The sequence below is a fragment of the Propionicimonas sp. genome (assembly GCF_049840635.1).
Lineage (GTDB): Bacteria > Actinomycetota > Actinomycetes > Propionibacteriales > Propionibacteriaceae > Propionicimonas.
The window spans coordinates 1-19537 of sequence record NZ_JASGKL010000002.1 but is presented as its reverse complement, the minus strand read 5'-3'; the positions used below and the strand labels follow the sequence as shown (position 1 = coordinate 19537).

19 protein-coding genes and 1 pseudogene are annotated in these 19537 nt (G+C 72.2%); 2 read left to right on the top strand and 18 right to left on the bottom strand.

The window, feature by feature from the left end; all coding sequences use genetic code 11:
• From QM779_RS00180 to QM779_RS00150, 7 genes and pseudogenes are all read right to left on the bottom strand, one after another.
• Positions 1-741: pseudogene (locus QM779_RS00180) on the bottom strand (DEAD/DEAH box helicase); the annotation flags it as partial.
• A gap of 65 nt (positions 742-806) precedes the next feature.
• Positions 807-1766, bottom strand: coding sequence for a diacylglycerol/lipid kinase family protein (locus QM779_RS00175; protein WP_428530038.1), 960 nt, complete (start codon positions 1764-1766; stop codon positions 807-809).
• A gap of 2 nt (positions 1767-1768) precedes the next feature.
• Positions 1769-2599: a twin-arginine translocase subunit TatC gene (tatC, locus tag QM779_RS00170; RefSeq protein WP_428530036.1), complete on the bottom strand. Its 831-nt coding sequence runs from the start codon at positions 2597-2599 to the stop codon at positions 1769-1771.
• Positions 2600-2608: 9 nt separating this feature from the next.
• Complete coding sequence (gene tatA, locus QM779_RS00165) at positions 2609-2872, bottom strand: twin-arginine translocase TatA/TatE family subunit (RefSeq protein WP_428530034.1); 264 nt, start codon at positions 2870-2872, stop codon at positions 2609-2611.
• Between the two features lie 112 nt (positions 2873-2984).
• Positions 2985-3182, bottom strand: a complete 198-nt coding sequence (locus tag QM779_RS00160) for a hypothetical protein (RefSeq protein ID WP_428530032.1) — start codon at positions 3180-3182, stop codon at positions 2985-2987.
• 10 nt (positions 3183-3192) lie between these two features.
• A complete protein-coding gene (locus QM779_RS00155; RefSeq protein ID WP_428530030.1) occupies positions 3193-4134 on the bottom strand; it encodes a WYL domain-containing protein in 942 nt (313 codons plus the stop codon).
• The gene (locus QM779_RS00150) at positions 4131-5099 is read right to left on the bottom strand and encodes a helix-turn-helix transcriptional regulator (RefSeq protein ID WP_428530028.1); all 969 of its coding nucleotides are present in this window, start codon (positions 5097-5099) and stop codon (positions 4131-4133) included. The genes QM779_RS00155 and QM779_RS00150 overlap by 4 nt, the downstream gene beginning before the upstream one ends.
• Before the next feature lie 65 nt (positions 5100-5164).
• Here QM779_RS00150 and gluQRS point away from each other — a divergent pair, with 65 nt between their 5' ends.
• Positions 5165-6049 carry a tRNA glutamyl-Q(34) synthetase GluQRS gene (gene gluQRS, locus QM779_RS00145; RefSeq protein ID WP_428530026.1) on the top strand — a complete coding sequence of 295 codons (885 nt, stop codon included), beginning with the start codon at positions 5165-5167 and terminating at the stop codon, positions 6047-6049.
• Between the two features lie 32 nt (positions 6050-6081).
• On the opposite strand, the gene QM779_RS00140 is transcribed toward gluQRS, so the two are convergent.
• The 11 genes from QM779_RS00140 to QM779_RS00090 all read right to left on the bottom strand — a co-directional run bounded on the left by QM779_RS00140 (position 6082) and on the right by QM779_RS00090 (position 16587).
• Entirely contained in the window at positions 6082-7083 is a 1002-nt protein-coding gene (locus tag QM779_RS00140) for an FKBP-type peptidyl-prolyl cis-trans isomerase (protein WP_428530024.1), read from the bottom strand.
• Between the two features lie 82 nt (positions 7084-7165).
• Complete coding sequence (locus QM779_RS00135; protein WP_428530022.1) at positions 7166-8497, bottom strand: proteasome accessory factor PafA2 family protein; 1332 nt, start codon at positions 8495-8497, stop codon at positions 7166-7168.
• Between the two features lie 38 nt (positions 8498-8535).
• Complete coding sequence (locus QM779_RS00130) at positions 8536-9264, bottom strand: pseudouridine synthase (protein WP_428530020.1); 729 nt, start codon at positions 9262-9264, stop codon at positions 8536-8538.
• Positions 9261-9899 carry an SMC-Scp complex subunit ScpB gene (scpB, locus tag QM779_RS00125; RefSeq protein ID WP_428530018.1) on the bottom strand — a complete coding sequence of 213 codons (639 nt, stop codon included), beginning with the start codon at positions 9897-9899 and terminating at the stop codon, positions 9261-9263. Before scpB ends, QM779_RS00130 begins: the two co-directional genes overlap by 4 nt.
• Positions 9896-10732, bottom strand: coding sequence for a segregation and condensation protein A (locus QM779_RS00120; RefSeq protein ID WP_428530016.1), 837 nt, complete (start codon positions 10730-10732; stop codon positions 9896-9898). The genes scpB and QM779_RS00120 overlap by 4 nt, the downstream gene beginning before the upstream one ends.
• Complete coding sequence (locus tag QM779_RS00115; protein WP_428530014.1) at positions 10729-11079, bottom strand: hypothetical protein; 351 nt, start codon at positions 11077-11079, stop codon at positions 10729-10731. Before QM779_RS00115 ends, QM779_RS00120 begins: the two co-directional genes overlap by 4 nt.
• Entirely contained in the window at positions 11064-11921 is an 858-nt protein-coding gene (locus tag QM779_RS00110; RefSeq protein ID WP_428530040.1) for a ParA family protein, read from the bottom strand. Before QM779_RS00110 ends, QM779_RS00115 begins: the two co-directional genes overlap by 16 nt.
• A gap of 443 nt (positions 11922-12364) precedes the next feature.
• A complete protein-coding gene (locus QM779_RS00105; RefSeq protein WP_428530012.1) occupies positions 12365-13300 on the bottom strand; it encodes a site-specific tyrosine recombinase XerD in 936 nt (311 codons plus the stop codon).
• Positions 13284-13973 carry an NUDIX domain-containing protein gene (locus QM779_RS00100; RefSeq protein ID WP_428530010.1) on the bottom strand — a complete coding sequence of 230 codons (690 nt, stop codon included), beginning with the start codon at positions 13971-13973 and terminating at the stop codon, positions 13284-13286. The genes QM779_RS00105 and QM779_RS00100 overlap by 17 nt, the downstream gene beginning before the upstream one ends.
• A gap of 3 nt (positions 13974-13976) precedes the next feature.
• Positions 13977-15638 carry a CTP synthase gene (locus tag QM779_RS00095; RefSeq protein ID WP_428530008.1) on the bottom strand — a complete coding sequence of 554 codons (1662 nt, stop codon included), beginning with the start codon at positions 15636-15638 and terminating at the stop codon, positions 13977-13979.
• A gap of 64 nt (positions 15639-15702) precedes the next feature.
• Positions 15703-16587 (bottom strand): AraC family transcriptional regulator, encoded by an 885-nt coding sequence (locus tag QM779_RS00090; protein WP_428530006.1) that lies wholly within the window; start codon positions 16585-16587, stop codon positions 15703-15705.
• Between the two features lie 90 nt (positions 16588-16677).
• Between QM779_RS00090 and QM779_RS00085 the strand changes: the two genes are divergently transcribed.
• A partial coding sequence (locus QM779_RS00085; protein WP_428530004.1) for a DUF5107 domain-containing protein occupies positions 16678-19537 on the top strand: 2860 nt, incomplete at its 3' end.

The window sequence follows — 19537 nt, the reverse complement described above, 5'->3', positions numbered from 1 at the left end:
AGGCGTGCTGATTTGCTGGAGCGTCCGCGCGGGTGGTGGCTGTCGTCGCGTTGCCCGCGTGACTCCTCCTTGGCCGAGCCGCAGCAGCTCGGGCTTCACGTCCTCGCCGGCGAACAGCTCCAGCAGCCGCCGGCCCACCATCACGTGCTGGTACAGCGGTACCGGACGCCGCTCGGTGACGACCACCTCGACCCCGCCGGCGATCCTCGGAGAGCCAGTCGCCGAACTCCTCGGCGTTGCTCACCGTCGCCGACAGCGCGACCAGCTGCACCGACTCAGCCAGGGAGATCATCACCTTCTCCCACACGGGCCGCGAAACCGGTCCGCGAGGTAATGTACCTCATCCATCACCGACGTAACCGAGGTTCGCCAGGGTGCGGGACCGGCGTAGATGATGTTCCGCCAGCACCTCGGTGGTCATCACGACCACCGGCGCCTTGCCGTTGACGGTGGTGCCGCCGAGGTGAGCAGGCCGACCTTGGCCTCCTCCCCGTGCCGTGTCGCAAGGTCGTGGTACTTCTGGTTGCTCAGCGCGCCCTTGATTCGGGTGGTGAAGAAGCACCTGCGTCCGGTCTGAGGGCGAGGAACACCGCATTACTCCCCTCATCACGGTCTTGCCCGCGCCGGTCGGTGCGGCGAAACCTGGCACCCAGGGTCGGCCGCGACGTGCTGGCACGCGGTGACCTGGTAGTCGTCCAGCGCGAACGGGTACCCGGCGCGGAAGGCGGCCAGGAAGTCCACGGTGCCAACCTAACCGACGTCCCCGGTCTGGCGCGTGACGCGCCACACGGCGATCGGGCAGCGGGTCAGCTCGTGGCCACGGCGGCAGGGACGAAGACCGACAGCGAGTCCGGGACGGCCCGCAGGTGCAGCGGGACGGGGCCGAGCTCCTCCCCGTCCGCCATGCCGAACAGGCCGTCGCCGTCGACCACGACCTCCCGGGCACGGAGCTGTTCGACCGCCGGGTCGCGGACGTAGCCGCCGTCGAACATCCGCGGCAGCAGGCGCAGCAGCGTGAAGCGGCTGACCGGATGCACGATCGTGAGGTCGAGCAGGCCGTCGGCCACGTCCGCGCCGACACAGCCCTGCATGCCGCCACCGAACCAGCCCGCGTTGCCCACCGCGACGAACATCGCCGTCTGGGTGCGCTCGATGCCGTCGATCACCAGCCGGTACGGCACCGGCTCGAACCGGCTCAGCTCGGCCAGCGCCGCCCAGGTGTAGCTCAGCTGGCCGAGGTTCCAGCGCAGGTGGTTGGTGCGGTAGTTCACCCTGGCGTCGAAGCCGGTACTGACGATCGAGCCCACCCAGCGGCGCTCGGCGCCCTCGGACAGCCGGCCGCGGGCCTCCATCAGGTCCATCCGCAGCGTGTGGCCGTCCACGATCGTGCGGATCGCCCCCGCGAGGTCGTTGGGGACGCCCACCCCGCGGCAGAAGTCGTTGCCCCTGCCCGCGGCGACCAGTCCGAGCGGGACGTCGGTCCCGGCAGCAGCGTTGAGGCCGAGGTGCATCATCCCGTCCCCGCCCATCACGACCAGCGCGTCCCGCCGATGCCCCTCGACGGCAGGCCGGGCCTGCTCGACCGCCTGGATGCAGCGCAGCCGCGCGTCGCTGAACGACGTGGTCTGGTGGACGTGGAGGTTCGCCTCCGGCAGCCCCGCGACGAGACCGGCGGTCAGTGGCGGCAAGAGCCGGCGCGCGCGCCCCCGTCCGGCCTCCGGGTTCACCACCAGCGTCAGGGTGGGGCCGTCGTAGCGCAGGGACAACGTCAGGTCCCTGCCACCACGAGTTCGGCCTTGGCCTTGCGCCGGTCGTGGACGCGGCAGATCACCTCTGCGATCAGGTACAGCAGCGTCATCGGGATCGCCAGCGCGAGCATCGAGAAGGGGTCGGTGGACGGGGTCGCCGCGGCCCCGAAGACGAAGATGCCGAAGATCACGTACGTGCGGACCTTCCTCAGCTGGTCGGCCTTCAGCACCCCGACCAGGTTGAGCCCGACCACGAGGACGGGGATCAGGAAGCCCAGTCCGAACACGACCATGAGCTGCAGGGTGAGGGTGAGGAAGTCCTCCACGTCCACGAGGTTCGTGACCGGGACGCTGGACGGGGTGAAGGCCAGGAGCACCGAGATGCCCTGCGGCATGATGTAGTAGCCGATCAGCACGCCGAGCAGGAACAACGGCACCGCCGCGCCCAGGAACCCGAGCGCGTACTTCTTCTCCTTGGCCAGCAGCGCAGGGACGATGAACGCCCAAATCTGGTAGACCCACACCGGGCTGGACAGGACGAGGCCCGCGACCACGCAGACCTTCATGGCCAGGATCAGCGGGGTCGCCACGCCGGTGATGACCGTGGTCGGGTCGAGGTTCGGGTTGCTCTCCGCGAGCATCTGCACGGCGAGCAGGTAGGGACGCAACATCACCTGGTACAGCTGGTCGTACCAGATCGCGGCGAGCAGGCTGACGACGATGATCGCGACCACGGAGACGATCAGGCGGTACCGCAGTTCGCGGAGGTGGTCGCCCAGCGACATGGTGCCACCCGGACCCGCCTGCGGCGGCCTCAGCCAGGCGAAGCGCCGGCGCTTACCCTCTGCCATCGACGGAGATCAGGACCTCTCCGGGTCCGCGCCGGTGCTCGCCGGCGGCGTGGGGGGACTCGGCTGCACGGTGGGGCTCGGCTGCACGGTCGGGGGTGCGGGGGTCGGCGGCGACGGCTCGGCGGGCGTGGCACGCAGCGTCGAGGTCTCCTCCTTGAACTCGCGGATCGCCTTCCCGGTGTTCTTGCCGATCCCGGCCAGACGGGAGCCACCGAACAGCAGCAGCGCGATCAGGGCGAGGATGACCCACTCCCAGCCACCCAGACTCGGCATGGCGCTCTCTCCTTCTCCCGGAATGCTCCGGGCTACCTTAGCTCGCTTCGCGGCGCAACCGTGCCGATGGGTGGCACGAAAGGAACCGTCCCCGGCGTGCCGGCCGGGCGGATCAGTCCGTCCCTCCGCGGCCCGGGGGCAGCGCCGGCTGGATCTGGCCGATCAGGTCGGCGAGTTCGTTCGCGCGGGTGCCCAGCATCTCCAGTTCGGAGAACAGGTCGGACGCCTTGTGCCACAGCCACACGGCGTAGCTGACCACCATGATCAGCCCGGCGAGCGCGATGCCGCCGAAGACCAGCACCCAGACCATGAGCCGAACCCTACCCGGCGTAGGCGGCGAGCGCCTCTGCGGCGGCCTCCCGGGCCGCGTCCGCCGCCGCGGCGGGCATGACCGCGAGCACGTCGCTGCCCAGGCGCAGCAGGAGCGACCGCAGCCAGGCCGGGTCGGCGACCAGCAGGTCGACCTCGATCGCGGCGTTCGTGGTACGCACCGCGCGGGTCGGGTAGTACTCGGTGATCCACGCCGCCGCGGGCGCGATCCGCAGGGTGACCTGCGCGGCGTCCGCGCGCTGCTCGAGCCAGCCGGGCCCGAACGTGGGCGGCTCGCCCACCTCCCCGGCGGGCTCGCCGGTCGGCCGCACGGCGTCGATCCGGTCCAGCCGGTACGTCCGCCAGGCGTCGCGTTCGGGACTCCAGGCCTGCAGGTAGCCGAACCCGTCCCTGGTGATCAGGCGGACGGGCGCCACCCGCGGCGTGGACGGGGCGAGGCCGGCTCCGGTGTAGTCCAGGTCCACGAGCTCACCGGACGCGACGGCCGCGGCGAGCTGCTGCCGGATGTCCTGCGACCCGACGGCGACCGCCACCTGCGGGGTCACGGTTCCCGCGCCGGTCGCGCGCTCGAGCTTGGCCAGCGCCGACTCGGTGCCCTCGGCGAGGTTGCCCCCGGCCAGTTCCCTGACCGCGCGCAGCGCGACCACGAGGCTCATCGCCTCGTCCGGGGTGAACCGCATCGGGCGGGACAGGTAGTCGGCGTTGGTCAGCCGGATCCGCCCCGACTCGGTCACGGCGTCCATGTCGACCTCGATCAGGTCGCCCGGCATCCCGCCGGGCAGTCCGCAGAACCACAGCACGTTGAGGTCGTCGACGAGCTGCTCGGCCGTGACGCCGAAGACGGCGGCGGTCGCGTCGAGCTCGGCGTTCGGGTGGCTCTGGAGGTACGGCACCAGCGCCAGCAGCCGGTTGACCTGGTCGACGGACGTCATGCGTTCCCCCCTGCGACCGTGGCGAGCCCCGCGACGGCGGCGAGCTCCGCGATGACCTGGGCCCGCACGTCAGCCGGCGCGAGGACGACCACGTCCGCCCCGTGCGCGCACACCTCTCCGACGAGGTCGCCGGTCCTGGCGTAGCTCACGGCGAGCACGTCGTACCCGGCGGGCGGGTCAACCGGAGCGTCCGCGGGACGCCCGCGGCGGCGCAGCTGGGGTGCCCGGCCCGGCCGGATCGCGAGCAGCGCCTCCGCGTCCGGACGCCTTGGCTCCAGGCTCAGCCACGCGGCGTCGATGTCGATCTCGGGGACGGTGTAGGAACCGGGTCGCCGGAGCCGTTCGGCCGGGCCGTCCACGCGGGCCACCTTGAACATGCGCGGCGCGTCCTTGTCCCTGTCGCGGCCCAGCAGGTACCAGGCACCGCGGCGGTAGGTCATCGCCCACGGCTCGACCTCGCGCGGCCTGCCCTTGTAGCCGAACCGGATCGGGACACGGTCGATCGTGGCCTCCCAGATACTGGCGAACGCCGGCTCCCTCGCCTCCAGGGACGGGGAAAGGGCGGCCAGCCGGGCCGGGTCGGGATCGACGCCCGCCGCGCGCAGCTTCGCCAGAGCGGTCACGGCCTGCTCTGCCTGCGTCGCCGACTCCCACACCGTCGCGGCCAGTCCCAGCGCGGCCGTCTCCGCGGACGTGAACTCGATGGCGGGCAGTTCGAAGTCCAGCCGGTTGATCCGGTAGCCGACCTCGTCGGGGAAGAACGAGCTGTTGCTGCCGGTCTCGACCGGGACCCCCATGGCGCGCAGGTCGTCCTTGTCGCGCTCGAAGGTGCGCTCGAACGCGGCGTCGCTCAGGTCGTGGTACCCCTCGACCACCTGACGGATCTGCGCCTTCTCGATGAAACGGCGGGCCATCAGCAGGCAGATCGCGAGGTTCATGATCCGTTCGGACTTGCGGGGCGGCACGGCGGTGACGTTACCGGATCTGCTTGACTGAAACGCGCACATTCACCACTCGACGGGAGGTTCCGGTGGCCGGACGCTTCGCCCCCAGCCCCACCTCCGACCTGCACCTGGGCAACCTGCGCACGGCGCTCGTCGCCTGGCTGCTCGCCCGCTCGACCGGACGCGACTACCGGCTGCGGATCGAGGACCTGGACACCCAGCGGGTGGCCGCCGCCGGAGATGTCGCCGCACGCCAGCAGCGCGACCTCGCCGCGCTCGGGCTCGACGTCGACGGGCCGGTGGTGTGGCAGTCGGCGCGGACCGCCGCCTATGCCGACGCCGTGGCCGGGCTCGACACCTACCCCTGCTACTGCACGCGTCGCGAGATCGCCGAGGCCGCGTCCGCCCCGCACGGCGACGGGTACCGGCCCTACCCGGGGACCTGCCTGCGGCTGTCCGCGTCCCGGCGGGCCCAGCTGGAGGCCACCCGGACGCCCGCGCTCCGCGTCCGGGCGAACGGCGCGAGCAGCACCGTCGTGGACCTGTGGGCGGGCGAGGTCAGCGGGGTGGTGGACGACTTCGTGGTCGTCCGCAACGATGGCGTGGCCGCCTACAACCTCGCGGTCGTCGTCGACGATCTCGCGATGGACGTAGACCAGGTGTGCCGCGGGGACGACCTGCTCTCCTCCTCCCCGCGGCAGGCGTGGCTGGCCCGCCGGCTGGGCGGGGAGCCGCCCGGGTACGCGCACGTCCCGCTCGCGGTGAACGCGCAGGGGCGGCGGCTGGCCAAACGGGACGGCGCGGTCACCCTGGCCGACCTGGCCGCCGTCGGAGTGGACGCGGAAGGGGTTCTCGGCCTGCTCGCCGTCTCGCTCGACCTCGCCGAACCGGGCGAACACGTCAGCGCGGCAGGGTTGCGCGCGCGCTTCGATCCGGCGCTGCTGCCCCGCCTTCCCTGGGTGGTCGGCTGACCCGCGAGCCCTCCCGCTGCGGGCCGACGCGGCTAGGCGGCGGTCGCGGTGGTGAACAGGATGTCGACCACGTAGACGACCGTGTCGCCCGCCTCCACCGGCGGGTTGTTGCTCCCCTGCGGGAAGCCGTCGTCCGGCGGCAGCACGAGCAGCACCCGCGACCCCACCGTCTTGCCGACGAGCCCGGTCTGCCAGCCGGGGATCAGGTCGGCCAGGGCGCCGGTGGTCGGCGTCGCGAACCCGTCGTCGATCAGCTTCCCGGTCTTCCAGGAGTAGCCGACGTACCGGGCCGTGATGGTGTCGCCCTTGGCGACCTTCGTGCCCGTGCCCTCGATCAGGACCGTGGCCGACATGCTGCTCGGTGCGCTCGAGGACGGGATCGTCACGGTCGGCTTGTCCGCGGCACTGCCGGTCACGGTCGGGAGGCCCGCCGGCGGCGTCAGCTCCTTGCCCTCGGGCTGGGACACCGACACGTCGATGATGTCGACGACGAAGACCAGGGTGTCGCCGACCTCGATGCCGGCGTCCGAGCTGCCGCCCGCGGCGTCGTACGCGTCCGAGCCGGGCATCGCGATCAGGACACGGCTGCCCGCGCGCTGCCCGGTCAGGCCGGTCTTGAACCCTGTGATCACCTGGGCCAGCGAGAAGGTCGCCGGTGTGCCCGCGGTGTACGACTCGTCGAAGCTCTTCCCGGTCCGTCCGTCCACGCCGTAGTAGTGGACGGTGACGGTGCTGTCGGCGCTGGCCTTGTAGCCGGAGCCCTGGTCGAGGACCTCGACCCGCGTCTTGTCGATGACGAACGGCGTCTTGAAGGTCACGGTCGGCTTCTTCAGCTGCTTGCCCTTGACCGTGATGCCGTCGAGCGAGTCCTGCACCTTCGCCGTGCTGGTGGGCGTGGCCGAGGCGGTCGGCGTCGCCGACTCCGTGGCGCTCGCGGACGCCGACGGGTTCGAGTCCGTGGCGGACGACGGGTTGCTGCAGGCGGCGAGCGCGAGCAGGCAGGCGAGGACGGGGATCACGCGGGTACGAGGCACCCGGAGAGAATACCGAACGCTGCTGTGGCGGGATGCCACCGGACCCGGGGCGGTCGACGTGATCGCCCGCTGGCCCTCCGGGTCAGCCCAGACCCGCCAGCAGGTCGTCCAGCGCCGCGGACGTCGGCACGCGCGGGTCGTCCAGCAGCACGGTCCGGTCACCGAGGGAGCTGCCGTCGTCCGGGAGGTCGTGGACCGTACAGGTCTGCCAGTCGACGCTGTGGCGGCGCGTCCCCACCGCGTCGATGAACCGGCCCCTCGCCGCAGCCCTGGTGTCGTGTGGAGGCGTGGTGACGGCGCGTCCCACCTGCTCGGGGGCGGTGAGCCGGCGCACCGCCCCACCCGCCTCGAGGGCCCCGATCAGGCCGCCCAGCTCGTGGAAGGCGAGGTCGAGCTGGCGCAGCCGCGGGTCGTCCGCGGCCAGGCCGTGGCGGCTGCGGTACTCGCGCAACAGCCGCAGCTTCGCCACCCACTCCACGGTGTCGGCTACCGCGTCGGGGTCGGGCGACGCGAGCGCGTCCAGCACCCGTGCCCAGAGCTGGGCGACGCCGGGAGCGGCGGACGCGCCGGCCAGGTCGAGGTGCGCGTACTGGAGGTCGATCGCGCTGGCCCGACGCCCGTCGGCGAGGTCGAGCACGGCCAGCGGGTCGCGGGCGACCGCCCGCAGCGCCCCGGCCGGGTCGGCGAGCCGCAGCGACGCCAACTCCGGCGCCGGCCCGTCCGGGCGGTCGAGGATCGCGAGGACGGCGAGCATCGTGCCCACCTTCAGCAGCGCCGATCCCTCGACGAGGTTCGAGTCACCGGCGAGCACGTGCAGCCGCCGGAATCGGGCCGCGTCCGCCAGGGGCTCGTCCCTGGTGTTGACCAGCGGCCGGGCCCTGGTCGTCAACGCCGACAACTGGTCGTGCAGGTGGTCGGCACGCTGGCTGATCCTGAACTCGCCGCGGTGCAGCCGCCCGCTCCCGCACAGGACCTGGCGGGTGACCAGGAAGGTGGTGAGCAGGTCGACCGCGCCGGACAGCTCCAGGTCGCGGCTGACCAGGTAGTTCTCGTGGCAGCCCCAGGAGTTGCCGAAGCTGTCCGCGTTGTTCCTGAACAGGCGGAAGGAGACCTCCCTGCCCTCTGCGCGGGAGGCGTCGACCGCGCGGCGGGCGAGGTCGGCCACGAGCGCGTCCCCCGCACGTTCGGCCACCAGCAGGTCGTGCGGCGTGCGGCACTCGGGCGTCGCGTACTCGGGGTGGGCACCGACGTCGAGGTACAGGCGTCCGCCGTTGCCGAGGAACGCGCCGCTCGCCCTGTGCTCGGCGACGAACGGCCGGAACAGGAGTTCCGCGGCCTCGGGCGCGCTCAGCCGCCGCCCGTCCGCACGGGCGCTCAACCCGTACTCGGTCTCGACGCCCAGCACCCTGTCCACGCCGACCATTCTGATCGACGGACGCGCGGCCGGGTGGCCTACAGCTTCATCAGGTCGAGCAGGGCGCCGATCTCGTCCCTGGTCAGGTCGCGGACCGCGCCCGGTTTCAGGTCGCCGAGCTTCACCGGACCGATCGCGATCCGGGACAGCTTGCGGACGGGGTGGCCGACGGCGTCGAACATGCGCCGCACGATCCGGTTGCGGCCCGAGTGCAGCGTGACCCGGACCAGGCTGCGGTCCCCCAGTCCCTGCACGAGCTTCGCCTGGTCGGCCTGCACGGGGCCGTCGTCGAGCCGGATGCCGGTCCGCAGCCGCTTCAGCGTCGCCTCGGTGACCTGCCCGGCCACCTCGGCGACGTAGGTCTTGGACACCTCGTAGGACGGGTGGGCCAGCCGCTGGGCGAAGTCGCCGTCGTTGGTGAGGATCAGCAGGCCCTCGGTGTCGGCGTCGAGGCGTCCGACGTGGAACAGCCGGCCGCGCTCGCCGAGGTAGTCGGCGACGGTCGGACGCCCGTGCGGGTCCTCCATGGTCGAGACCACCCCGCGAGGCTTGTTCAACACGACGTACTCGTGTGGCTGCTGCGGCGGGATGCGCTTGCCGTCCACCCGGATCACGGCCGTGGCCGGGTCGACCCGCAGGCCCTGCTCCCGCACCACCTCGCCGTTCACCTCGACACGACCGCGGAAGATCAGGTCCTCCGCCGCGCGCCGGGACGCGACGCCGGCCTGCGCCAGCACTTTCTGCAGGCGGACGCCCTCGTCGCTCATTCGGCCTCCTCCGTGTCGTGATCCTGCTGGTCCGCCGCGTCCGTCTCCCCGCTCACCTCGAGCGGGAGCGGCTCGTCACTGCCGTGCCCGGCCAGCCCGGCGAGCTCCGCCTCCAGGGCCGACGCGTCCGGCAGGTGCGGGGCCAGCGGCGGCAGCTGGTCGAGGCTGACCAGCCCCATCCGCTCCAGGAAGTACGTCGTCGTCCCGAACAGACGGGCGCCGGTCTCCTCGTCGCGGCCCACCTCCTCGATCAGGTCGCGGGTGGCCAGCGTCCGCATCACCCCGTCGACGTTGACGCCACGCACGGCCGAGACCCGGCCACGGGAGATCGGCTGGAGGTAGGCCACGACGGCGAGCGTCTCCAGGGCGGCCTGGCTGAGCGTGCCCCGCTGCCCCTCCAGCAGCCAGCGGCCGATCACGTCCGCGTGCTCCTCGCGGGTGTAGTAGCGCCAGCCGCCGCCGACCCGGCGCAGCTCGAAGCCGCGTCCGGTCTCGTCGTAGAAGGCGGCGAGGTCGGCCAGGCACTCCTCGACCTGCGCCACCGGGGCGTCCACGGCCTCGGCCAGGTCGCCGGCCGGCACCGGCTCGGTCGCCATCAGCAGCAGGGCCTCCACGGCCCCTGCGATCCCGCTCACTCCTCGTCCTTCCCGACGTTGGTGCGACCCTCGTCGAACTCTGCGCCGATCCGCTCGGCGTCCACCTCCGCGCCGAGCCAGCGGACGGTCAACTCCCCCAGCGGTGTCAGCTGCTCGAAGCCGACCGCCTTCTCCCTGAACAGTTCCAGCAGCGCGAGGAAACGGGCGACCACCACCAACCGGTCGGACGCGTCCGCGGTCAGCGCCCGGAAGGTCAGGGTGGAGTGCTCACGCAGCCGCCGGACGATCTCCTCCGCCTGCTCGCGCACGCTGACCAGCGGCATGTGGAGGTGCTCGAGCCCGACCAGCGGCGGGTCCTTCGGCGTCAACGCGCGGCCGGCGAGCACGGCGATGATGTCGGCGAACCCGTCCAGTTCGACGTCGGGCAGCAGGCTCGCGAACCGCTCCTCCAGCCCACCGGGACGCGGGTGCCGCCGGGCCTGCGCGTCCAGCGTCCGGCCCAGCCAGCCGCTGACGATCTTGAACGCCCGGTACTGCAGCAGCCGGGCGAAGAGCAGGTCGCGGGCCTCCAGCAAGGCCAGGTCCTCGGCGTCCTCCACCTCGCCCTGCGGCAGCAGCCGGGCGGCCTTCAGGTCGAGCAGGGTCGCGGCGACCACGATGAACGAACTGGTCTGGTCGAGGTCCCACGACGACGTGCCCTGGCTGGCCTGGAGCTGACGGATGTGCGCGACGAACTCGTCGGTGACCTTCGACAGCGCGACCTCGGTGACGTCCAGCTTGTGCTTGGAGATCAGCTGCAGGAGCAGGTCGAACGGCCCGGAGAAGTTGGTCAGGTGGACGGTGAACTCGTCCTGCGCGGCGAGCAGGCTCACGGCGTACCGAGGCCGCGGACCAGGTCGGAGTCCCCGCCCCGGGCGGCCAGGTCAGCCATCGCCAGCACGATGGCCGTGCGCACGATCCGGCCGCGGTCGACCGCCACCCCGTGCTGGGCCCTGAGCGTGAGCCGGGCCTGCTCGAGGGCGAGCAGCTCGTCGCTGCTCACGTAGACGGTGATCTTCTCGTCGTGGCGGACGCGCCCGGAACCCTGGGGCGCCGTGACCTCGTCGGCGGGGGCGCCGCCGTTGCGGGCCGGCTGCTCGGCACCGGGCGCGACCTCGTCCGGGACGGAGGTCGGCCGGAACAGCTCGGCCGCGCCGGGCAGGCCTACGCGCCGGGGCATCGGGCGAGCACCTCCCTGGCCAGCATGCGGTAGGCCGCCGCGCCCGGGGACGAGGGCGCGTAGGTGGTGATCGGCTCGCCGGCGACCGTGGTCTCGGGGAACTTGATCGTGCGCCGGATCACCGTGTGGAAGACCGTGTCGCCGAACGCCTGCACGACCCGCTCGAGCACCTCGCGGCTGTGCAGGGTGCGGGCGTCGTACATGGTGCCGAGGATGCCGAGCGTCTCCAGTTCGGGGTTGAGCCGGTCCTGCACCTTGTCGATCGTGTCGGTGAGCAGTGCGATCCCGCGCAGGGCGAAGAACTCGCACTCCAAGGGCATCAGCACCTTGTCCGACGCGGTCAGGGCGTTGACGGTGAGCAGGCCGAGGGACGGCGCACAGTCGATCAGGATGATGTCGTAGCTGTGCCGCACCTTGGTGAGCACCCGGCGCAGAGTCTGTTCGCGGGCCACTTCCGAGACGAGCTGGACCTCCGCGGCGGACAGGTCGATGTTGGACGGCAGCAGGTCGAGACCCTCAACCACCGTGTGGGTGATCACGTCCTCAGCGACCGTGTGCTTGTTCAGCAGCAGGTCGTAGATGCTGGTCTCGAGGGTGTGCGGGTTCACCCCCAGCCCCACCGACAGGGACCCCTGCGGGTCGAAGTCGACGAGCAACACCTTGCGCCCGGTCTCGGCGAGCGCGGCGCCGAGGTTGATGGTCGTGGTGGTCTTGCCGACCCCGCCCTTCTGGTTGCACATGGCGATGATCAGCGCGCGGCGGGGCTTGTCGGGATCGGGCGCCGTCGGCTCGGGCAGGTCGGGCAGCGGACGCCCGGTCGGGCCCAGCTCGCCCGCCGCCATCGGCTCGGCGTCGATCAGGGCTGCGGTATCGGTGTTGCTCACCCGACCACCGTAGTCCCAATTGTCGACAAGTCGTCTCCGGCACGCCACGGTGCGCGGAGTCCTCCCCGCGCTCGCCAGGACCCGGAGCAGGACTCTCCGCGGCGACCCCCGCTGGCAACTGCCCGCGGTGACGTGATCCCGCCACTCAGTGCGTCCCACACGTCCCACGCGTCACGCCAAGGGGCCTCGGTGGCCGGATCACGTCACGTTCGGGCTGCTGCCGGGAGCGGGCCGCCACCCTTCTGGTCCGCCAACCCGTCCGGGACGCGTCCCCCTCGCCGGACGCGCGCCACCCCGGACAGCCGACACGCGTGACGCGATCCCGCCACGATCGGGCCGAGGTGTGACAAGTGAGGCGAAAGGGACGGGCTCAGTGGCGGGATCGCGCCACCCGGCGGGAGTCAGCGGGCGCGCGGGTGGGCGGCGAGGAACACCTCGCGGAGGTGCTCGGCGGTGACCAGCGTGTAGATCTGGGTGGTCGTCACGGACGCATGCCCGAGCAGCTCCTGGACGACGCGGACGTCCGCGCCCCCGTCGAGCAGGTGGGTGGCGAACGAGTGGCGCAGCGTGTGCGGTGACACGTCGACGGTGAGGTGGGCGGCCTCACCGGCCTTCTGCAGCACGCCGTACGCGCTCTGCCTGCTCAACCGCCCCCCGCGGGAGTTCAACAGCAGGGCAGGGCTCGGCCGTGCGGACGCCTGGGCGAAGGCCGGACGCCCCCGCACCAGCCACGCCTCGACGGCCCTGCGCGCGTAGGAACCCACCGGGACCAGCCGCTCCTTGCGCCCCTTGCCGAACAGGCGCAGGCCGGCGTCCGGGTCGGCAAGCAGCGGCTGCAGGTCGTCGACGTCCAGGTCGACCACCTCCGAGACCCGGGCGCCGGTCCCGTACAGCAGTTCGAGCAGGGCGGCGTCACGCAGGCCCCCGGGCGAGCCGGTGTCGGGGGTGTCCAGCAGGGCCTGCACCTGGCCGATGTCGAGCGCCTTCGGCAAGTTCTTGGCGGCCTTGGGGGGCTTCACCGCCGCTGCCGGGTCATCGCTCGTGCGCCCCTCCGCGGCGACGAACGAGTGGAAGGAGCGGACGGCGACCAGCGCCCTGGTCGCGCTGGAGACCGACAGCGGCACGTGTCCGTCGACGGGCGCCTGGAGGTCGGCCAGGAACGCGCTCACGTCCGCCTCCGTGACGGCCGTCGCGTCGTCGATGCCGCGCGTGGCGAGGAAACTCGTGTAGCGGGCGAGGTCGCGGCGATAGGCGGCCACCGTGTTCGGCGACGCCCCGCGCTCGACCGTCAGGTGGTCGAGGTAGGTGCGGACGAGCTTCTCAGCCGGCGTGGCCATCGAGTGCGGCCAGCTCCGCGTTGTGGGCGTCGCGGGCAGCCCGGGCCGGCCAGGGGGCGTCCGCAGCCCGCAGGTCGTCCAGCCGTCCGGACAGGCGCGCCACCTCGAGGGCCAGCACGCCGGACACCATGGTCGGGTTCTCCAGCTTCCCGGCGAGGATCGCCGCGACGAGGTCGGAGCGGTCGGCCCACGCCACCTCCATGTGGGCCTCCTCGTCGTGCGCGACGAACCCCTCGGGCACGGGGGACGCGGACAGCCCGCGGGCGAGGTAGATCCGCAGCGACTCCTGGCCCGCGCCGGGTGAGGTGAACACGTCCACGAGGGCGCGCCAGTCGGACGCCTGCAGCCCGGCCTCCTCCGCGAGCTCGCGCTGCGCGCCGGCCAGCCAGCTCTCGCCGTCCGCGTCGAGCAGGCCGGCGGGCGGCTCGAGCAGCTCGAACGAGACCGGGTGCCGGTACTGCCGCACGACCGCGATCCGGTCGTCCTCGTCCCACGCCACCACGCCCACGGCACCGGGGTGCAGCAGGTACTGCCGGTTCATCACCTCGCCGCCGGGAACCCGGACCGCGTCGTTGACGAAGTCCGACACGGCCCCGGTCCCCCGCACCTCGTGGGAGACCACGGGCCACGCCAGGGGGCGGTCCGTCACCTCCTCAGCGGCGAGGACGCGCACGCCTCACTCACCGTCCTCGGGCAGCCGGGCGGACAGCTTGCGCTTGAGCGCCGCCTCGATCAGCCCGACGAACAGCGGGTGCGGCTGGGTGGGCCGCGACTTCAACTCGGGGTGCGCCTGCGTGCCCACGTAGTAGGGGTGCAGCGCACGGTCGAGCTCGACGAACTCGACCAGGTGACCGTCCGGGCTGGTGCCGGAGATCTTCAGGCCGTGCGCCTCGAGGTCGTCGCGGTAGGCGTTGTTCACCTCGTAGCGGTGGCGGTGCCGCTCGCTCACCCGGGTGGAGCCGTAGCGCTGGGCGACGAGCGAGCCGGGCACCAGTTCGGCCGGGTAGGCGCCCAGCCGCATGGTGGCGCCCATGTCGCCCTTGCCGGACACGATGGCGACCTGCTCGGCCATGGTCGCGATCACGGGGGCCTTGGTGTCCGGCTCGAACTCGGTGGACGCCGCGTCCTCCAGCCCGAGCATGTCGCGAGCCGCCTCGATGACCATGCACTGAAGGCCCAGGCACAGTCCGAGGGCCGGCAGCTGGTTCTCCCGTGCGTACAGCAGTGCGCCGAGCTTGCCCTCGACGCCGCGGATGCCGAACCCGCCGGGGACGCAGATGCCGTCGACGTCGCCGAGTTCCTCCGCCGCACCGGCGGGGGTCTCGCAGCTGTCGGACGCGACCCAGCGGATGTTCACCTTCGCCCAATTGGCGAAGCCGCCCGCGCGCAGGGCCTCGGACACGCTGAGGTAGGCGTCGGGCAGGTCGATGTACTTGCCGACCAGCGCGATGGTGACCTCCTCCTTCGGGTGGTGCACGCGCTCGAGCAGGTCGTTCCACTTGGTCCAGTCGACGTCGCGGAAGGAGACCCCCAGGCGCCGCACGACGTAGGCGTCCAGGCCCTCGGAGTGGATGACGCGGGGGATGTCGTAGATGCTCGGGGCGTCGGGGCAGGAGATCACGGCCTCCTCGTCGACGTCACACATCAGGGCGATCTTGCGCTTCACCCCGGTGGGGATCTCCATGGACGCCCGGCACACGATCGCGTCCGGCTGGATGCCGACCTGCCGCAGCGCGGCGACGGAGTGCTGGGTGGGCTTGGTCTTGAGCTCGCCGGACGGGCCGATGTACGGCACCAGCGAGACGTGCAGGAAGAACGCATTGTCGCGTCCGACCTCACGGCGGACCTGGCGGGCGGCCTCGAGGAACGGCAACGACTCGATGTCACCGACCGTGCCGCCGATCTCGTGGATGACGACGTCGACGCCGGGTCCGGCCATCGCCAGCATCTCGTCCTTGATCTCGTTGGTGATGTGCGGGATCACCTGCACGGTGTCGCCGAGGAAGTCGCCGCGGCGCTCCTTGGCGATGACGTGGCTGTACACCTTGCCGGTCGTGACGTTGGCCTCGGCGTTCAGCGGGACGTTCAGGAACCGCTCGTAGTGGCCGATGTCGAGGTCGGTCTCCGCGCCGTCCTCTGTGACGAACACCTCACCGTGCTGGAACGGGTTCATGGTGCCCGGATCCACGTTGAGGTACGGGTCGAGTTTCTGCATCGTGACGCGCAGTCCGCGGGCTACCAGAAGGCTGCCCAGGCTGGACGCGGTCAATCCCTTGCCCAGTGAGGAGACGACTCCCCCGGTGACGAATACGTGCTTGGTCTGAGTCGAGTTTCCCACGGGCCTCCAGCCTAGAGGGTGCGAGGCCCTTCCCACCAAGTCGACGCTCCGCGGGACGGCGAGGTCAGCCGTCGAGAGACATCTCCTCCACGACGCGGCTGCGGAACGCCCGCGGACTGGAGCCGGTCACGGCGCGGAACTGGCGGGAGAAGTAGAACTGGTCGGGGTAGCCCACCTCCTGCGCGATCTCCGCCACACTGTCGTCGGTCGTGATCAGCAACTCCCGGGCGCGCGCCATCCGCAGCCGCTTCACGTACTCCGTGACGGAGAACCCGGTGACGGCGTGGAACCGCGCCGAGAAGTGCGACGTGCTGAAGCCCGCCCGCGCCGCGAGGTCCGCGACAGTGAAGGGATCGGCGATGTGCTCGCGCAGGTGTGCCTGAACGCGGTTGATCGACGCGTCGCCGACCGAGCGCTGGTGCCGGTCCGCGGCGAGGAGGGCCAGCAGGTGCCAGGCGGCCCCCGCGGCGGCGGTGAGGCTCGCCGACGTCTCGTCCCTGGCCAACGCGGCGCACACGTCCTCGACCAGCCCGGCGGCCTGGACCGGGTCGGTCACCGGGGCGGTGGGACGGGCGAGGGTGAGGCCGATCGCTGCCAGCAGGTCGGCCACGTCGTCGCCGGTGACGTGCAGCCACCAGATCGACCACGGGTCGTCGGCGTCGGAGTAGTAGCGGTGCGGCTCGCGCGGCGGGATCAGCAGCACCTCGCCCTCGCGGACGTCGTGACGCACGCCGTCCAGTTCGCACCAGCCGGCACCGGCCACGCACAGGATCACGATCGCCTGGCCCGACCCCGACCGGCGCACGCGACCGTGTCTGGACGCGTGCGGGAAGTACCCGGCATCGGTCACGAGCAGCCGCGAGGTCGGGCGCCGGAGCAGCGCGTCCTTAACCAGCGGGGGCGGGAGGACGTGCAGTCGCTGTCCGGGGAAGCCATCGCGCAAGTACATGCCGACGATGATAGGACACCAGAGAATCGTCCATGTTGACCATCGATATGTGCATTCCGAAGCCCAAACGCATCGGCTTAGCATCATGGCGTGGTCAACGGAGAACTGCCCCTGCCGGCTCGTCCGGAGCGATTGGTCGATGCACCGGTCGCCGTCTGGAGCGAACCGGTCACCATGCCCACCTACCTGCCCGAGGCGCCCGACCGCTTCCCTGCCTACCTGGACCGCAGGGTCTACCAGGGCTCGTCGGGACGCGTCTTCCCCCTCCCCTTCCACGACCGGATCAGTGAGACCGCGACCGATCACACCTGGGCCGGCCTGCACCTGGAGAACGAGTACCTCCGGGTGCTCGTACTGCCGGAACTCGGTGGAAGGATCCAGTTCGCCATCGACCGTCGCACGGGCTATCCGCTCTTCTACGCCAACCCTGTGATCAAGCCGGCGCTGGTCGGCCTGGCCGGACCGTGGCTGGCCGGTGGCGTCGAGTTCAACTGGCCGCAGCACCACCGGCCGGCCACGTTCCTTCCGGTGGCGTGGGAACTGGACGAGGAGACGGGCACCGTGTGGTGCTCCGACCACGACCCGTTCGCGCGGATGAAGGGCATGCACGGGGTCCGGCTCCGCCCCGGCTCCACGGTGATCGAGGTGCTCGCGCGGCTCTACAACCGCAGCGACGAGCCGCAGACCTTCCTGTGGTGGGCGAACGTCGCCGCCCGCGTCCACGCCGACTACCAGTCCTTCTTCCCCTCCGACGTCAGGATGGTCGCCGACCACGCCAAGCGGGCGGTCACCTCCTTCCCCGCCTCCGACGGCCGCTACTACGGCGTCGACTACCCTGCCCGTCGCGCCCACGACACCCGGGCCGACAGCGCCCTGCGCGTCCCCGGTGACCGACTCGACTGGCAGCGCAACATCCCGGTGCCCACCTCGTACATGTGCATCGACTCCACCGGCGACTTCTTCGGCGGCTACGACCACAGGGCGGACGCCGGCTTCGTGCACTGGGCCGATCATCGCGTGGTGGTGGGCAAGAAGCAGTGGACGTGGGGCGATGCGCGGTTCGGGCACGCCTGGAACCGCAACCTGGCCGACGACGGGTCGGCATACATCGAGTTGATGGCCGGCGCCTTCACGGAGAACCAGCCCGATTTCTCTCACCTCGCCCCGGGCGAGACCAAGCAGTTCAGCCAGTACTGGTATCCCCTCGCCGGTACGGGTCCCGCCGTCGCCGCCACCCGCGAGGTCGCCCTCGGGGTGACCACGGACGCCGGGGTGGTCACGCTGCGCCTCGGCGCAACGACCGACCTCGGGACGGTGCACCTCGTCGTGCGCGGCGGCGACGGACGGGAACTGCGCTCGACCGACCTCGCCCTGAACGCCGACGACGCCGCCAGGGTCGACGTCCCGACCGACGGGCCCGTCGCGGTGCTGCTCAGTGGCCCTTCCGGAACCCTCCTGGAGTGGTCGGGCGATGGAGAGTCCGAGCCTGCCGACCTCCGTCCTGCCCGCGAGCCGGAGCCGCCCGCTGCGATTCCCGGCGTCGAGGAGCTGTACCTGACCGGCGCCCACCTCGCGCAGTACCGCCACGCCACCCGCTCCCCCGAGCCGTACTGGACAGAGGCGCTCTCCCGCGACCCCGGCCACAGCGGCTCGCACGTGGCCCTCGCGCGGCTGCGCCACGACGAGGCCAGGTACGCCGAGGCCGAAGCGCACCTGCGGGCAGCGATCGCACGACTGACCGCCCTCAACCCGAACCCCGCTGTCGGGGAGGCCCACTACCTGCTGGGGCTCACGCTCGTCCGGCTCGGGAGGGACGCCGAGGCCGGTGCCGCCTTCGCGAGGGCGGGCTGGCTGGACGCGTGGGCAGCGCCGGCGCACCTCCAACTGGCACTGCTCGACGCCCGGGCCCACCATGACGCGTCCGCCCTCGCCCATGTCGAGGCCGCCCTGCGCAGCCGTCCCGACCACCTGCAGGCGCGCGGCCTCGCCGTGCTGTTGCTGCGCCGGCTCGGCCGGGTCGCCGACGCGTCCCGGCTGCTCGAGGACACGCTCGCCCTGGATCCCGTCGACGCGTGGACGCGCCACCTGGCCGGCGCGCTCGCCGGGGATCGCGGCCAGGCCGAGGCGGAGACCCTCCTCGACGTGGCCATGGAGTACGCGCGGGCCGGAGAGGTCGAGGAGGCCGTCGCGCTCTGTGAGCGGGCAAGGCAGGCCGACGCGTGCCGGCCGCTCGGCCAGACGGCCTGCGGGGCCCTCGCGGACTACCTCGCCGCCTGGGTGCGGGAGCGGGCCGGCGAGCCGGACGCCGCCGCCCTGCTCCGCAGCCGCGCGCGCGGATCGGACCGGACCTGGAACTTCGCGTCCCGGCTCGACGACGTCGCCGCCCTGCAGGCAGCCCTCGTCGCCGACCCGGCCGATCCGACGGCGGCCGCGCTCCTCGGCCACTGGTGCTACGCGCACGGCCGGCCCGCCGACGCCGTGGACCTGTGGCGCACGTCGGCGTCCCTCGACCCGGGCGACCCGGTGGTGTGGCGCAACCTCGGCGTGGCGGCGTACAACCTCGACCACGACCCGGCAGCGGCGGTCGAGGCGTACCGGATGGCCTGTGAGGCGGCGCCCGACGATGCCCGGCTCCTGTTCGAGTCCGACCAGCTGCACGCGCGGGTCGGGACGCCGTTGGCCGTCCGGCTCGCCCGGCTGGAGGACCGGGCGGACCTCGTCGCCCAGCGCGACGACCTGACGGTGGAGTACGCGCACCTCCTGCTCGGCGCCGGCCGGGCCGACGCGGCGCTCGCCGTCCTGTCCGGTCGCCGGTTCCAGCCTTGGGAGGGCGGCGAGGGCACGGTGTTGCGGGCCTGGGAGCGCACGATGCTCGCGCTCGCGGAGGCGCGGCTCGCCCTCGGCGACCCCCGGTCAGCGATCACGCGGCTCGAGGACGCCCTCGACCCCC